Source organism: Mesorhizobium sp. M7A.F.Ca.US.011.01.1.1, from assembly GCF_003998295.1.
Lineage (GTDB): Bacteria > Pseudomonadota > Alphaproteobacteria > Rhizobiales > Rhizobiaceae > Mesorhizobium.
In genome coordinates this window covers 70,329-85,776 of the sequence record NZ_RZRT01000001.1, presented here as the reverse complement: position 1 = coordinate 85,776, position 15,448 = coordinate 70,329, and the positions used below count along the sequence as shown (strand labels likewise).

General features: G+C 58.8%; 15 protein-coding genes. 4 read left to right on the top strand and 11 right to left on the bottom strand.

Going from position 1 to position 15,448, the window contains the following annotated elements; translation table 11 throughout:
• The first annotated feature begins 38 nt into the window (after positions 1 to 38).
• A complete protein-coding gene (locus EOA13_RS00405) occupies positions 39 to 653 on the top strand; it encodes a CBS domain-containing protein (protein WP_127288766.1) in 615 nt (204 codons plus the stop codon).
• A gap of 353 nt (positions 654 to 1,006) precedes the next feature.
• On the opposite strand, the gene EOA13_RS00400 is transcribed toward EOA13_RS00405, so the two are convergent.
• The 3 genes from EOA13_RS00400 to EOA13_RS00390 all read right to left on the bottom strand — a co-directional run bounded on the left by EOA13_RS00400 (position 1,007) and on the right by EOA13_RS00390 (position 4,685).
• Positions 1,007 to 2,233 (bottom strand): hypothetical protein, encoded by a 1,227-nt coding sequence (locus EOA13_RS00400; protein WP_127288764.1) that lies wholly within the window; start codon positions 2,231 to 2,233, stop codon positions 1,007 to 1,009.
• 1,439 nt (positions 2,234 to 3,672) lie between these two features.
• Positions 3,673 to 4,227 carry a hypothetical protein gene (locus EOA13_RS38490; RefSeq protein WP_245490273.1) on the bottom strand — a complete coding sequence of 185 codons (555 nt, stop codon included), beginning with the start codon at positions 4,225 to 4,227 and terminating at the stop codon, positions 3,673 to 3,675.
• Positions 4,224 to 4,685 carry a hypothetical protein gene (locus tag EOA13_RS00390; RefSeq protein WP_127288762.1) on the bottom strand — a complete coding sequence of 154 codons (462 nt, stop codon included), beginning with the start codon at positions 4,683 to 4,685 and terminating at the stop codon, positions 4,224 to 4,226. The genes EOA13_RS38490 and EOA13_RS00390 overlap by 4 nt, the downstream gene beginning before the upstream one ends.
• 749 nt (positions 4,686 to 5,434) lie before the next feature.
• Here EOA13_RS00390 and EOA13_RS00385 point away from each other — a divergent pair.
• Positions 5,435 to 5,659 (top strand): hypothetical protein, encoded by a 225-nt coding sequence (locus EOA13_RS00385; protein WP_127288760.1) that lies wholly within the window; start codon positions 5,435 to 5,437, stop codon positions 5,657 to 5,659.
• Here the strand turns inward: EOA13_RS00385 and EOA13_RS00380 are convergent.
• The 4 genes from EOA13_RS00380 to EOA13_RS00365 form a co-directional block, all read right to left on the bottom strand.
• Positions 5,656 to 6,216 carry a hypothetical protein gene (locus EOA13_RS00380; protein ID WP_127288758.1) on the bottom strand — a complete coding sequence of 187 codons (561 nt, stop codon included), beginning with the start codon at positions 6,214 to 6,216 and terminating at the stop codon, positions 5,656 to 5,658. The genes EOA13_RS00385 and EOA13_RS00380 overlap by 4 nt on opposite strands.
• Before the next feature lie 42 nt (positions 6,217 to 6,258).
• Positions 6,259 to 6,471, bottom strand: coding sequence for a hypothetical protein (locus tag EOA13_RS00375; RefSeq protein WP_127288756.1), 213 nt, complete (start codon positions 6,469 to 6,471; stop codon positions 6,259 to 6,261).
• A 530-nt stretch (positions 6,472 to 7,001) separates the two neighbouring features.
• Positions 7,002 to 7,796 (bottom strand): TIGR02391 family protein, encoded by a 795-nt coding sequence (locus EOA13_RS00370; RefSeq protein ID WP_127288754.1) that lies wholly within the window; start codon positions 7,794 to 7,796, stop codon positions 7,002 to 7,004.
• A 34-nt stretch (positions 7,797 to 7,830) separates the two neighbouring features.
• Positions 7,831 to 8,286, bottom strand: coding sequence for a MucR family transcriptional regulator (locus tag EOA13_RS00365; RefSeq protein WP_127288752.1), 456 nt, complete (start codon positions 8,284 to 8,286; stop codon positions 7,831 to 7,833).
• Between the two features lie 297 nt (positions 8,287 to 8,583).
• On the opposite strand from EOA13_RS00365, the gene EOA13_RS00360 reads away from it, so the two are divergent.
• Together EOA13_RS00360 and EOA13_RS00355 are read left to right on the top strand one after the other, a co-directional pair.
• The gene (locus EOA13_RS00360) at positions 8,584 to 8,886 is read left to right on the top strand and encodes a helix-turn-helix domain-containing protein (protein ID WP_127288750.1); all 303 of its coding nucleotides are present in this window, start codon (positions 8,584 to 8,586) and stop codon (positions 8,884 to 8,886) included.
• Positions 8,769 to 9,881, top strand: coding sequence for a site-specific integrase (locus EOA13_RS00355; RefSeq protein WP_245490272.1), 1,113 nt, complete (start codon positions 8,769 to 8,771; stop codon positions 9,879 to 9,881). The genes EOA13_RS00360 and EOA13_RS00355 overlap by 118 nt, the downstream gene beginning before the upstream one ends.
• A 368-nt stretch (positions 9,882 to 10,249) precedes the next feature.
• On the opposite strand, the gene EOA13_RS00350 is transcribed toward EOA13_RS00355, so the two are convergent.
• From EOA13_RS00350 to EOA13_RS00335, 4 genes are all read right to left on the bottom strand, one after another.
• Positions 10,250 to 11,020, bottom strand: coding sequence for an outer membrane beta-barrel protein (locus tag EOA13_RS00350; protein WP_127288746.1), 771 nt, complete (start codon positions 11,018 to 11,020; stop codon positions 10,250 to 10,252).
• A 410-nt stretch (positions 11,021 to 11,430) separates the two neighbouring features.
• On the bottom strand, positions 11,431 to 12,687 hold the full coding sequence (locus EOA13_RS00345; RefSeq protein WP_127288744.1) for an O-antigen ligase family protein: 1,257 nt from the start codon (positions 12,685 to 12,687) through the stop codon (positions 11,431 to 11,433).
• Entirely contained in the window at positions 12,684 to 14,219 is a 1,536-nt protein-coding gene (locus EOA13_RS00340; RefSeq protein ID WP_127288742.1) for an undecaprenyl-phosphate glucose phosphotransferase, read from the bottom strand. Before EOA13_RS00340 ends, EOA13_RS00345 begins: the two co-directional genes overlap by 4 nt.
• 94 nt (positions 14,220 to 14,313) lie before the next feature.
• Positions 14,314 to 15,444 carry a glycosyltransferase family 4 protein gene (locus tag EOA13_RS00335; protein WP_127288740.1) on the bottom strand — a complete coding sequence of 377 codons (1,131 nt, stop codon included), beginning with the start codon at positions 15,442 to 15,444 and terminating at the stop codon, positions 14,314 to 14,316.
• Positions 15,445 to 15,448: the final 4 nt, after the last annotated feature.

The window sequence follows — 15,448 nt, the reverse complement described above, 5'->3', positions numbered from 1 at the left end:
GCCCGCGCGTGCAAAGTCCGCCAATGAGAGGCGACCGAATGAATGACGCCAACGAGAGCTTCATCCGCCTTTTCGAGGAAATTGCACGCGAGGTAAACCGGCGCGCTGGCACGCCGACGTTGCATTCGGTGGAGATCGAAAAGGCTTCAGAACGCGACGGGTTCGTCAAAAAGAATCGCGCACTGCTTGTCTACATCCGTGATGTGCGAAATGCGCTTCAACACCCGAAGCATCGTTCCAAAGGGGATGCCATCCGGATTTCCGAGCCGTTTCTTAAGGAGGTGCAGGATCTGCTCAACCATCTGAGAAACCCTCCCACAGCCAACTCCGTCGGTGTTCCGCGAAGGGAGATCAGGACTGCCAGTCTAAACGACCAGCTGGGCGAGCTAGCCAACGAAATGAAAAAGCATGGCTTCAGCCATGTCCCAATCCTGGATAGGCATGATGCCGTCATCGGGGTTTTCAACGAGGCAGCTATGTTCGATCACCTGTGGGCAGAGCCGGAAACGATCGTCTCTCGGCAGATGCTGATCTCGGACATCCTCCCTAGTTGCCGTCTTGACGCGAAACGCATGGAGATCTTCAGATTTGTAGGCCCGAGAACTCCACTCGACGATCTCGTCGAGATGTCCTTTCCGTCCAATCGCCCTTAACGCGGGTTGGTGCTGCCTTCGTGACTGCTTCGGGCAAGGAGACCGAGACGCTCCAACGACTCATCACGCCGTGGGATGTTTTAGCAATCTCAGCCGGAGCCTGAAGCGACGCGCATTGAATGGACTGCTTGAAATCGCTGACGTGGCATTGAGAGGTCATAGAGCCCTTCAGCGGGCGGTGTCGCTCATGGGAAAGAAGTGTGCAGGTTTTTCCCGCAACATTTCGGAAAGCAGCCGCTGCGCAACCCTTGGATGCCAAGCCCCAGTCCGAATCCGGCGTCGCGGGACCTAATAACTTCCTTTATAAGGCTTACTACACCACCGTCGTCCTCCCGGAGACGTCCTCTGCACATTCACTCCTCGGAGAAGGCAGCCGCGACGCGCGCCCCAAGGTGACGTAGTGCATCGCTGACGCGCCCGTTCAGTTCGTCGTAAGCAAGGAAGGTTCCGGCTTTCTGGGTTCCAACGCGCGGCGGCCGCTTCATCTTCAACCCCTGTGCCACCAACAGCCGTCGCTCTTGCTTTCGCAAGTGCATCGCTTGCCGCTCTCGGGCCTCATCCATGGGCTTTAGCCCGATCACTCCGGTTTTCAGGAATTTCTCTGTCCGCTGCTGATCGTGCCAGGCCTTGATGGCCGAATTCACGGAGCGGCCAGCCTTCCCGACGTCTGCGAACGTCGGAAGCATGAATGTGAAGAACATTCCCTGAAGCATAGCGAAGCGCATTCGGGCGAGGTCCTTGAGGTAGGTTACGCCGAGCGCCGAGACTGCCGGACGATCGAGCGTGACCTCGATCCGCACACGCTTGTCAGCCTCGTCGAGTTGGATAGCCGTTCCGGCCTGATGGTTCTGTGTGTCGATCACCTTGTCCATGATGCGCCAGGAAATATCCGAGCCCTTGGCGCCGATATAGTAGTTGCTATCGACGAATGGTGAGCGGTCTCGCACCGTCGAGATCAGAAGGCCTTCATTGACGCCTTCCGGCCCGCCCTCGATGTGCCTGAGAACGTGTCCAGTCTCTTCCTTGTTCTTCCCCCATGTGAAGCGAGGGCGGTCGAAGCGGTCGGAGATGACATCCCGGTCGGTCCAGAAGTGCCGTGTGAGCACCGTGAACAGCTTTGCGCGGATGCCGTCGTCTGGCTGCTTTGGAGTGAAGTCGACGCTGATCTCAATGGCGCGAATGAACGGCAGAACCTCTTGACCGTATTTGTCGCTGACCAGCTCGCAGGCGGTCCTGATCTTTCGCAAATCGGGCTCTTGGATTTTCACGTCGAAGGTATCTGCTAAGCCTCCTGGCTCTTCGCTTAGCGGCTGCACGAACGGCTTCCTGCCTAGGATAGCCTCGATATCGTTTTGCAACCACTGAAACTGTGTCTTCCGGCCAAGCCAGAAGCTGATCGTAACCCAGTCAATTACCGCTCGACAGTGGAACGCATCCAAATCGATCTCCGGCTCCAACGCGTAGCGCCCGGCCAGGCGAGCCTGCGAATTCGCCATGGCTCGCCGCCGGAAGGCGAGCTCACCGAGGTGAGCCTTCGTCTTGATTGCGTAAAGGGGGACCGCTGCTTTCATCTGCGCCATGCCATGCCATGCGAGGTCACCGACGTATCGGGTGCGGTGAGTCGCGGCAACAACATAGCCAAGAGCACTGCGGTGCCGTTTGCTGACTCATAGATGGCCCTTGGGGGGCTGGCGTGCTGTCCGGCGCCCCAAACACTTCGTTCTCACCGAACGCGCTGGTGGGCCGCTACGGCCCAACACCTCACACGCTTTATTGGCTCATACACACGGCGGCCATCCCAACCTTCCAGTCAATCAACAGATCGCTTCTACGTCGCTCTTCGCTAGGAGAGGTGCGGGCCTGTTGAGGAAGCCTTGATGTAAGCCCCCAGCCTTGGTTGCCTTAGGGAGGGTGCCGAGAACTCTGGCACCCTCAAGTGAGCATGTGGATTGCCATTGGATCAACGCTTGCAAAGATGGGACAGGAGGAAAGTCGGCGTTCGTTCAATGCCCGACATGACGAAGGCAGACTAAGGCGCCTCCTTTGCTGAATTCGAGCAGTCTGTCGGATTCGTCGTTCGCATCCAGAGGCGACCATCAGCACGGCACAAACCAACGGTCGGGAGCCACTCATGCCAAAGCCTGGCACGACACTCGACCGAGCGAAGCGCAGAGGTTGAAAATATGTTTTCACCCTTGCGGGGTAAGGAGTTCGCTCTCGCTAACAAGTAGCGTTACCAGAGTGTTCCAATGTTGCTGCGCTCGACTGGTGCGTCGAGCGTGTTTCCGTCGCTCTGTGCGCTTGCCTGTGTCTTGTCGCTTCGGTCCATTAGCGGCCGCTGACGTTGACAGATCGGTAAAAAACCGAAATCGGCCCAAAAGTGTCAAGCAAACGTAAAACTCCGTCAACTTAGCGTTGGTTTTGCCGGTGTTTTGGTTGACAGAGCGGTTGACATATGGCGGCCTGGGATAGCTGAAATGGCCTGGTCGAGGGCCGGTAGTTGACACATTTGGTGGTTTGGTTGACACCCGCAAGGTTGAGTGTCAACGGGGTATTGCAATCTAAGGTAGTGGCGAAACGTATTCGGTTGTCGAGGTATCGGCACCTTTTTCATCGCGAGCGGTAGAGGAGGTTTGGGGCCAAAAATTGCGGTGGTTGCAAAAGGCATCCCCATCGCATCTGCACCCCCACCCTAGGACTTCGATGGATTTCCACGGGAGACAGATTCCACCTGCTTCCGAGGACGAATAGCGAGCCATTCCCCGATTTTTGTCGAGCCAGTTTGCCGATTCGGATTGCTGCGATGCATCGGTTGGTCAGTGCATCTCCGCATTGCCTTCGCTTTTGTGGTTGCGAGAACGACGAGCAATTCCCATCAGAGCCCACGGGGCTGCCCTGACGATGACGGCAAGTTTTCTCATCCTGGTCCGCGCCTCAATCCTATTTCGGGCGCAAGCGAAAGTGGCTAGCGAAAAATTTTGCATGAAACAGCTAGGTAGCACCCAAACAGACGGGACTGCTACCAACGAGTTTTCTGCAGAAACGCCGGCATAGCAGCCTCGGGATCGCTGCGGCGTCTTTCGATCAGCTCCCTCACATCCTGCGCGTTGAGCCCGAACCTCCGGGCAAAATATTCCAGCTCATATTCCTCATTGTCGATCAATGCGATTGGACCCAGCGCGCGGAGAACGGGTGCATAAACGTTGCGAATTCCGCCCACGCCCTCAATACGCTCAAGGATATGTCCTCTATAGCTGCCAAAGGCGGGACCGCCGGCCAACAAGTGGTCCTCACGAAGCTTCATCGCGACGTCCTCGCCGGCGTAAAACGTTCGCGCTGACGGACCTTGAGGTTGATCAACGACTGGCTTCTCTCCGCGATCGGCAGCCTCTTTTTCCAGGATGCGAGTATTGCGCATTCTGACCCGGTCCTTAAACACCGCGATGCGAGTGTTTAGAGCCTCTTCTGCCTTGGCATTTTTAGCGACGCGATGTGAGAGCAGACTCCGACTTACGAATGCCCAGGCACAAATCGCCGCTAGTGCAGCCATGAAGATCCAAAAAGGTGCGCTCATCGCAGGAATACCTCGTTGAGGACAGCTCTACCCATTGAATGTAGGACGAACGCTAGTCCCAAGCAACTTATGGTGGCCACGACGAGCTCCGAGTCGGTCAGAGTAGCCAGCAAGGTTGTATGGTAGAGGAACCCAACTCCAGGTCCTATGAGGCCCAAAGTCAGTAGGGAGGTAGACGCTCGATCAAGCGCGTTGGCTGTGAATTTCGCCAGCTCGCGCTCAAGCTCCCTCTGTTTCTTTAGAGAGTCCGCTTCCTTCTCGATCGCGGCTTCCTCGTCCGCGAGATCCTGGATGTCATCCGGGACGGGCGCCGTCGCTCTCTCATCTTCCTTGCTCGGAGCCTGTTGTGTCTCTCGTAGCGTCGCTTGGAGCCTTGTCAGCTCTTCCTCGAGATCGGGCGCGGTCTGCTGACGAGGTTTGGTTCGTCGCGGCTTTTGCGGATCCTCAACTTCTGCCACCTGCATCCCCCTTTTAGCGTGTGCTAGGTGTTAGCCTAGAACTCGATCGCGGGAAACAGTGGGCCTTCGAATGCCTTTTTGAGCGCCTCTTCCTTTCGCCCTCGGTGAGGATGCTGCTCGGACACCTACCTTTTCGTCCTCGACCAGGAACTCCGTCGGACCGATGTCGTGCATAGCCACCCAGAGCTCCTGTCTGCACTGCGGTTCTGTATATTTCATTTGTAACGCTGCTGTGCTTGGGACGCGGCAGGTTAAGAGCGTCGCGCGCAAGAACCTATGAATAGGTATTCGTGCTCACGGCCGATCGCTGGCCGTCCAGAAAATAGGTATTCGCTGAAAGGCGGAAGGTCAGGATTCGGTCGGCGGATAGGTATTTTAAGAACCCACCTAAACCAGGCACCTGCCGGAGCTGCCGATCTACCTCGGCTTTGGCCTCTGCATCAAGACGCTCGCAGGCGCCTCCGGGCGCCTCCAGCTCCCCCGCATGTCCTGCAGATTTAGAAGTGCTTCCGCTCGTCGGGACGTCACCGCCGGCCGCTTTCCCGCGATAGACTGCCTGCAGTTGGGAACATTCGTGATGGCTGTCCCTCCTTCCAAGGCAGAAGCGGCATGCGAAACCGGCTGAGGGGTCATCGTCTAAAGGCTGGCGTCTGCCGCAGTGGCGCGAAGATGAACTGGCGCAAGCTCACGTGCCACGTCGAGAAGGAATCGACATCATCAGAGTGAAGCCGGAGGCGGGTAAGCCCACGATGGTGCTGTCGGACCAGTTCCGTTACATGGGCGGCGCCGTAGTCACCTTCAAAGCCGACAAGCGGCGGGCCTTGAGTGACAATGCCGGCGCGCCGGCACCGAAAGGGCTCGCGAAGGAAAAGGCCGAATGGCTGAATCCCGGCCTGATCGGCCGAGTGAAGTTCCTGAAGGGCGAGGAGAAGCTTCGCCACGCATCGCTAAAGGACTTTTGGGAGCGAAGCTAAACGTCCGTCGAAGACCTCACCGGCACATTTTCAGGGCCGGAGGCGGAGATCTTGGTTAGCTTGATATCGCCAAGCATTATGAATTCTGGGTTCGACGCCTGAACGGCCAGGTCGACTGCCTTTTCGACCTCTGCCACCACCGCTCGAAGCCGCTTCATAGTTCGCTCCGCCTGCCACGGTGCAGCTTGGCTATCGAGCCTATAGTCGTATCGGATTTTGACATATTCCTTCGACCGCTTTGGCGATTGAATGAAGTCTTGGACCTCTTTTGGCAACTGCAGTCCTAGGGCCTTGCAGGCTGTTAGCCTGTCAGCAAAGTGGTGGTTGTAGTCGCGGACATCCTCCGGCGTCGTGCCGCCGAGTAACTGAAAACATCGCAGGTAGTTTTCCAAGGCCTGGAAGTAAAGAAGCCTCCGTGGATGGTCCGACATCTGCGGCCCGATCTTCGCCAGGGCGTCGGCGCTTATCCTGTAGGTCTGGGCGAAGCGGAAGACGCCGTAGGCCGTCAGGTCCTTGCCGTGGACAACCTTCGTTTTTTTCGTGGCGGCATCCCCCATGGTTAGAAGGATGCCGCCATTAGCTTAGCAGGGCAAGCCGGATCACCGCCTATCGATTGAAATCTTGGGCATGTCGTCGCCTTCCCCCTGTATGAGGAATTCAGCGAGCGCGCCCATCAGCCACTCGGCATTTTCGCGGTCGAGCAACATATCGACCGTGTCGTCATCGTCAGTGACCAACTCCAGCGTGCCTCTCAGCGGCTTGCGGGAAGTCACTTCCACATCACCGTCCTGATACTCAACAAATTTCGACATAGTTTTCTCCTAAATGATCGTGGGCTGCAGACCTGCATGAGCAGGTCCGCGAGCCAGTTGATGTTCAAGGAGTTGTGTTGGGCAGCCGTGCTGCTCGTTGTCTACGACGTAAGGGCTCCCCCATCGTCGGTTATCACGCGGCGTGATACTCAGAGTGCCCGGCGCCGGTTCTCTCGAGGCACTGTGCAAGAGTGACCTAGTGGGTGTAGGCAGTCAAGGTCGTTCAGTCAGCCTTAAGCCCGGCAAGAAGCAGCTTCAGCGCAAGCCAATATCGAACCGCCGCACGAAGGCAGGCTTCTTCATTTCCTTGCTCGAATCATCGCCCGCGAGTTGCGGGGGTCGTCGGCAACGTCACGATCGACGAGGTGCGGGATAAGGCCCGCTGCCAGAAGTGCGGCAGCGAATGGATGCGAGTGCAGCTATTCCACACGACCGGCGAGCACGCCCACACGATCCGGTTTCGGCGCCTAACGTGCAGATCCGTTGGGAGAAGCGCGTGATCTGGCGCCATGAGTAGGCTTGGCGGCAGACTACGGCTGAGCTTCGTCCAAAAGCTTCGCGAGCAGGCTGACGAAGGCGATAAACTCCAAGGCCCGTTCTGCATCGTCATTGATGAACCCGTGTGCTCGGGGGTTCCGCAGACCCGAGACAGCACCGCTAAATAGCTGCATGAAGCCTTTCTGTTCGTCTTTGTCGCTTTGATCCTGAAGGGCGTTGAATTTCAGTGCTGGGTTAGAGGGGTTGAACGCCCGCTCCATCAGTGTCGTGCCATCGAACTCAAGCCCACTGCGGAGACGCACCAACCCGTTGAGTGCCTTCACCGCGGCCTCTACAGCGTTGGCATAGTGGCCGTCCTGATAAAGCCTGTTTGCCGCGCGCGCGATTTCGGGCTGGAGATCGAGCCCGCCGTAAGCGCGGACCGTCCTTTCTATGCTGTTCTCGCTCTCGTCACCTACCCGCTCTTCGAAAATTTCGATGACCGACTTCAGTTTGGAGATACCACCTCGGACTTTCTCATCGACCGTATCGATGTTGCCCCTCAGCGAGTCGTCCATCCCTGAAAACCAGACATTAAATACAGGCTTGAATGTCTCGATTCTGTATTCTGCATATTCCAGCGTATCGGCTCCAAAAATGTCCCGAAGAGTGGAATTGATCTTGGTTGAAAAACTATCGAGGACATTCCCGCCGTCCTTTTCCGTCAAGCTAAGGACGTCGAACGAAGATAGCTCCTGAAGTCGCTTCTTCAGCTTTGGGAGAGCCGCGCGGAGTTGCGCGTCCGATAGGTTCGCTGAGCGTAAAGTTGGTTCCGGTCGGCGGGCCATTCTATTTCCCTTTCAAAACCATCTGGCCAGCGGATCACGCCTTCGCTTTGCTCTTGGCAGTCATTTTCCTCGTCGGCTTGGCCAACAACTTCCGGCCGAGCCCGGCTGCCTTTGCCAGCGACGACCGCTGGGCTGCGTAGTTCGGCGCGACCATCGGATAGTCCGACTTCAATGCCCACTTGGCCCGATATTCGTCGGGCGTCAGGCCGTAGTGCACGTCGAGATGACGCTTCAGCGATTTGAACTTTTTCCCGTCCTCGAGGCAGACGATGTGGTCGGGGAACACCGATCGCTTGGGATTGACCGCGGGAGCCTGGGTCGGTGTCTCGGTTTCGACCGGTCCGCCGATCTTCGAAAGCGACGAATTCACGCTTGCGATCAAATCTGGGAGTGAGGCAACCGGCACAGGGTTGTTGCTGACGTAGGCGGACACGACATCCGCAGTGAGCTCGATCAGTCGGCTTCGGCTGTTCTCATTCTCTTCCGACATGCAATAACTCCTATTTGCGGCGGCTATGGCTGAAATCTCTTAGCCAGTTTTCGGAGAAATTCCACCCGCGTAAGTGGTTGCGTGAAGTGATCGGCATGGTAGGCACCGTGACCAGCGCGCTGCCAACAGGCAAGAGCCGCGAGTGGATGAGCGCGCACCTATTCCATGCCGCCGGCGAGCAACGATCCGCTTTCGGCGCCTAGTGGAGCTTCGATGGGAGCGGCCGGTGATCGTTAGGATGGCTAAGTGACGTAGCGTAAACCGCAGTCCTTCTGGTTCTCCGCTATAATTGGACATATGCAGCGCCTTCTTACTCCAGCCGAAGCGGCCGAACTTCTCGCGATCAGCCCAAAGCACTTACGTTGGCTTACCGACGCCAGCCAAGTGCCTTGGGTGAATATTGGTCTCGATGGCAGGCGGCCGACGCGACGCTACCGACAAGAAGACGTGCTTCAGTTCATCGTGCGGCGGAGCAGGAACGCGTGTCAGTATATCGAAAACACGGCAAACCAGAATATCACTACGACTTCATCTTTCACGGTCGTCGATTTTCAGGCGCCACGGGCACGAGCAACAAGCGGCAGGCGGAACGCATCCTAGATGAGAAGCGGCGAGAGGCACGCGCCAAACTGAAAATCGCTGCTGCCTTCACCGCCGAAGGTCCAATGACCCTGGAGATCGCGACCTCTCGCTACTGGCACGAGGTAGGTCAGCATCTTTCAAATGCCGACAATTGCTTCCGATTCCTAGGCCGGCTTCTCAGCCATTTCGGCAAGCATGTCACGCTCGACCGCATTACGGATTCGATGGTCGCAGCCATGGTGTCTACGCGCCGCAATGATGGCGTCACGAACGCGACGGTGAATCGCACGGCGACTGTGCCTCTGCGCGGAATCATGACGCGTGCAAAGAAGACCTGGAAGGTGCCTGTCTCGGACATCGACTGGAGCCGTCACTTGCTCAAGGAGCCGAAGGAGCGTGTGCGCGAGGCCAGCGTGAATGAAGAGATGCGTCTTCTGGCCGCCATGCGCGACGACTATGCACCTGCTGTGCGCTTCGCGATACTGACCGGTTGCCGGCGGATGGAGATTGTCGATCTTGCCTGGTCGCGCGTGGATTTCTTTGGCAGGACCATTACGGTCGTAGGCAAAGGCGACAAGACCCGCATCCTTCCGATGACGAATGCCGTCTACGAGCTGCTTTCGCTCCTCCAGGGCAACCACTCGACTGCAGTCTTCACCTATGTCGCGAAAAGGACGAGCAAGCGCCTAAGCCTTATTCGCGGCAAGCGTTATCCCATCACGATGGAAGGCTTTAAGACCGCCTGGCGCCGCTATAGCGCCAAGTCTGGGGTGGAGAACTTCCGCTTCCATGATACGCGTCACACCGCCGCCACGCGAACTCTACGTGCCGGCAACATGAAGGTGGTCCAGCGAATGCTTGGCCACGAAAACATCACCACGACGGCGAAATACGCACACGCGATGATCGAGGACATGCGTGTTGCCATGGATGCAGCAAATCACACCGGAAGTCACACCGGCGGAACGGAATCGGCACTTAATGGCTTGAAAGAAAATAAGAAATCGGCCTGAGCAACCTTGACCCCCAGTCAAGTGCGCTACCGGGCTGCGCTACACTCCGGACCGCGCAAAGCCCTATATTCTCAAGGGTTCCGGCGCAAGGGCAAAAAGGCATGCCAATAACATAACGGAACCGAACAGCAGCCAAACGCAGGTAGCGGCATATATCCCCACGGATAGGCCGCAGGTGTTCGCGAGTCGTTCTGTGGATAACTCGACCGCGCAAATCCGCCCCGACAACATGTGCCGGACGGTAGCGTTGGGAGTTAGTCTGGAGCTGGCGTCTCCGCGTCGCGATGTGACAACCCGCTACGACGAAAGGGGAGCGCTGACGAGCTCCCCTTTCGCTTGATCTGATCCGCGAAAATGATGTCGATGGACTACTGACCCATTCCGAACTTGTAGGTTAGCCGGGCCATTACGGCATCGACCTTTGCCTCTGTACGATACGTCTCAGGGTTATCACCGAGACTTCCGTCATCGAACACGTTGTTGCCCGTGCTCGTCTTATGGCCGAGGTCAATGTGGGTGTAGTCCACGCCAAGTGAGAGGTTGTTCGTAAGGGCATAGTCGATGCCGGCGCCGACTGCATAACCGTTTTGCCACTCATTCTTCTCGTAGGTGACGAGGGCGTCGTTGTCTCGGGCTTGGAAATCCACCTTGCCGCCGGCATAACCGGCTTTCGCGTAGATCAGCACGCGATCGAAGGCGTAGCCGACGCGGCCAACGACCGTCGCATAATTCGAGATTTTGGCGGTCTCGGTGTCGCTGTCCGGAAAGTAGGGGCTGGTGATGGTCTTGCGGATGCCCGTTGCCGTCCAGGTGGCCTCGCCGCCCAGAACCCATTGGCCCCATTGCCATTGGGCGCCTGCATGAATACCGCCGGCCACGCCGCCCTTGTTGAAGTCAAAGCCCTCGGTGCCTGCGGGAACCGAATCCGTGAAAAAGCCGCCGAGGGGCTCAGTCACATCCGTCGCCGTGATGTCGCCATTGGCAAAGCCGACATGGCCGCCGACATAGAAACCGCTCCAGTCATAGGTCGACCCCGCGATCGGTGCCGCCACCATGTCGGCTGCGGAGGCCGTGCTTGCCGACAGGGCGGCAACCGCGAGAGCTGCTAAAAATCTATTCACGTATTTCTCCCAACCCAAGTAATTCCCTCGGGCACGACAATAGCCGGTACCTTAATAAAAGTATGTGACATTCTTGCCGCAACAGCATATTTTGCCATGGACCGACCGTCCGTCGAGAACTGGACTTACATTGGGTCAGACGCTTCAAAACGCAAATGAAGCGGAGTAAAGCGCATGTAGAGTGCCCAGAGCATGATCCCGAAAAGTGGGAACCGGTTTTCGGAAAAGTTCATGCTCCAACAAAGAGATAGATCAGGATGAACCAAACGTCATCCTGATCTAGTCAGGAGATCCATCAGAAACTTCGTATTCGGGCAGCTGTTCAATTCCGTTTCGGCAAGCAGGCTCTCGAAGCTGTCATCGCCGTGATGTAGGGCGGGCGGGATCTCCACCGAAGGCCAGCGTGAAGCCCTTCACTCCCGCGACTTTTATGCCGGTGCCGGCGAGCCCTGCAAGGCCGGCCGCAATAGCCGCTGGTGCCTGTATTCCAGCGCGATGGCGCCCCAGATCAGGCCGAGCAGCAGGTAGACATGGCGCCAGTGGTCGATGTCGATGAAGGTGCCGAGCCCGATGTTGCCGATGAAGGCGACATAGGCGCACAACAGATACGGCTGCCAAGGCCGGTCGCGCAGCAGGATGCGGAATCCGGCTGCCATCGTCCAGGCGACGAGCGTGAGGAACGATACGAAGCCCAGCCAGCCATAGTCCATCAGCATCTTCAGCCAGATGTCGTGGGTGTCTTCACCAAAGATCGTGCCGAAGACCAGTGGGCCAATGCCGAACGGATGCTCCATCGCCATCTGGAAGCCGATCCCGTAGCGGGCGAAGCGGCCGAGGCGGGCGGTGTCGTAGCTCTGTTCGAGATGGGCACGGTTGGAGAACATCTCCGACACGCCGGGCAGCTGCAGGATGACGATCATGGCGACGACCAGCAGCGCCAGCGCGGCCATCGTCATCACCACCACGCGCAGCCGGAACTTGCCGCTGGCGCTCTGCAGGAACAGGCAGCCGGTGAGCAGGACAGCCGAGACGGCGAACATGCCCCAGGCGCCGCGCGAGAAGGAAAAAAAGATGCCGGCGGTGATGATCAGCAGCGGTACCGCCAGCAGCGGCATGCGTGTCACCGGTCCGGTCAAAAGCAGATAGAGCAGATAGATGCCGGGCAGCACCAGGAATGGGCCGAACACATTCGGATCCTGGAAGGCGCCGGCGGCACGATCGTATTTGGTGAACATCTCCGCGCCCGGAAAGGCATGGAAGTAGCCTGCAATGCCAAGCAGCGAGGTGGCCACGGCCGAAACCACATAGGCAATGAAGATCAGCCGGTAGAGGTTCGGCTGTACGGCGGTGATCGATGCGAAGAACACCGCGCTGAAGGCGAGAAACAGCGACACGGCGAGGTAGAGCGGCGTGTTGGCAAGGTCCGCCATCTGCGTCATGGAGATCATGCCGCCGATGTTCATCGTCACCAGCAGCACCAGCAGCGGCGTGGCCGCGCGGGAAATCCTCAAGCCGAAAAGCGCCCAGATGGCGATCAGCCCGGCCATGTAGAGCTCATAGGGCGCCGGCTCGCTGATGACGAAGCCGGACAGCAGAATGCCGAGGAAGACCGCGCCCGAGGAAATCAGCGCGACCAGCTTGGCGTTGACCGCCGCGCGCGGCAGATCATGGCTGATCGCGCTCAATAGGCGTTTTCCGTGTTCAAGAGCCGGAGCGGCGTCAGGAACAGGATCCGCAAATCGAACAGCAGCGACCAGTTCTCGATGTAGTAGAGGTCATACTCCGTCCGCATGCGGATCTTTTCGTTGGTGTCCATCTCGCCGCGCCAGCCATTGATCTGCGCCCAGCCGGTGACGCCGGGCTTGACCTTGTGGCGGGCGAAATAGCCGTCGACCACTTCGTTGTAGAGCAAATTATGCGACTGCGCGGCGATGGCGTGCGGACGCGGGCCGACCAGCGACAGCGAACCCAGGAGCGAGTTGAAGAACTGCGGCAGCTCGTCGATCGAGGTCTTGCGGATGAAGCGGCCGACACGGGTGACGCGCGGGTCGTTCTTGGTCACCGTCTGCTTGGCGGTCGGATCGGCCTTGTCCGTATACATCGAACGGAACTTGTAGACCTCGATGATCTCGTTGTTGAAACCGTGCCGCTTCTGATGGAACAGCACCGGCCCCTTGCTGTCGAGCTTGATGGCGATGGCGGTCGCCAGCATCACCGGCGAGAACACGACGATGCCGATCAGGCTGAAGACAATGTCGAAGGCGCGCTTGGCGACCGAATCCCAGTCGTTGATCGGCTTGTCGAAGATGTCGAGCATCGGCACCGCGCCGATGTAGGAATAGGCGCGCGGGCGAAATTGCAGCGCGTTGGAATGCGCCGAAAGCCGGATGTCGACCGGCAGCACCCACAGCTTCTTCAGCAACTGCAGAACGCGCGATTCGGCGGTCAGCGGCAGCGATACGATCAGCATGTCGATACGGGCGATGCGGGCGAATTCGATCAGTTCCGAAATGGTGCCGAGCTTGGGGTAGCCGGCGACGATGGGCGGCGAGCGCTTGTCGCCGCGATCGTCGAAGATGCCGCAGATGCGGATATCGTTGTAGGGCTGCTTTTCGACCGAGCGGATCAGGATTTCCGCCGCCTTGCCCCCGCCGACGATGACGGCGCGCCGCTCCATGCGGCCATCGCGCGCCCAGGCCCGGATCAGCTTCGACATCACCAGCCTGAGGCCGAAGATGAGAACGAAGCCGGTGACGAACCAGCTGCCGAACAAAAGGCGCGAATAGTCCTGCGACATCTTCATGACGAATGCCGTCAGCGCCATCAGGGCGAAAGTGCCGGCCCAGACGAGCAGCACGCGGCCGAAATTGGCGATGGGCCGCATCAGGGCGACGATCTGGTAGCAGTCGGTGACGTCGAGCAGCACCACGGCAAGGAACGAGCCCGCTGCGATCGTCACCGGATATTGCCAGGCGAGATAGTTGAAGAACCCGACATAGTGGAAATAGACGGCGAGTCCGGACAGGAACAGCAAGCCGAATTCGACCATGCGCAGGACACCGCTGACCATGATCGGCGACATCGTATCGCGCCTGTACTGCGAGGCGACCTGGCGGGCGACATCGTTCATGCCGCTTGGCGTGTCGCCATCGGCCGGGCCGTCGAATTTACGCACCGCCTCTGCTGAAAAGCGGCGCGCGGGGTCGATCTCGTTCATGAGGGCTTTCCGCAAGCTTCCCCCCGGTCATAGCAAAAGAGAGCTAAGAAACCCTTGAAACAACGCATGGCTTTGGAACGGCTTGGTCCTGCGCCTACCTGTCGAGCGCGGCGAAATAGGCCTTCTCGATGTCGGCGGCCATCACATCGGCGCCGAAGCGTGCCTTGAGGTTGGCCCCATCGGGCATCAGGTCGCGATAGGCGGCCGGGTCGGCCAGCGCCTGGCTCATCCTGTCGGCGAGCTCGATCGGGTCAGGTCGGATCAGGGCAGGGGAACCGGTGTCGAATATCTCCGGAATGCCGCCGACCGCGGTTGCGATCATCGGCTTTCCCGCGGCAAGCGTTTCCAGGACGATATAGGGCATGGCTTCGGCGCGCGAGGGAACGATGATAAGCGCGGCAAGGGCAAAGGCCTCCCTGGCCGGCATCGGCGGCAGGAAGCGGACATGGCGCTCGAGCCCGAGGCGTTTCACTTGCCCGTGGTAACGCGGAAGGTCGTCGCCGTCGCCGACCATCACCGCGGTCAGCGCGCGGCCGAACCGCGGGCCGGCGAGCGCCAATGCGTCGATGAAGATGTCCGGTCCCTTCAGGTCGCGCATCATGCCGATGTAAAGCAGGTCGGCAGCGTCCGGCGCGGTGATCACCGGCTCGAATTCCGTGGCGCGCAGGCCGTTATAGACGAGGGTGTTGGGAATGGGCGGCTCGCCTACCTTGTGGCGATAGGTCCGCCGCTCATAGTCCGAGACAAACAGCAGATAGTCGGTGAAGCGAGCCATGAAGCGCTCGAGCGCGAAGAACAGCTTTCCGATGACCGTGTTCTCGTCATAGTGGAGCGAGCCGCCATGCGGCGAATAAAGGCGGGCTACGCGAGACCTTGATACCCGCAACAATGAGCCGAACAGACGGGCATAGGCGCCACCCTTGGCGCCGTGCCCATGCAGTACGTCCGGCCGCAATTCCTTGATGATCCTGTATGTGCGCCAGGCCGAGGCAAGGTCGCCGGGACCGACGTGGCGCTGCATCGGCGTGCGATGAATGCCGAGCGCCAGCATGTCCTTCATCTGCTCGAACAAATGTTCCTCGAACGCGCCGCCTGTCGTCGAATCGCAGACGATGCCGACGGAATGCCCGGCGGCGACCTGCGCCTCGGCCAGGTCGCGCACATGCCGGAAAATTCCTCCGACGGGTGAGCGAAAGCAATGGACGATCCTGAGCCTGTCCGCCACGTGG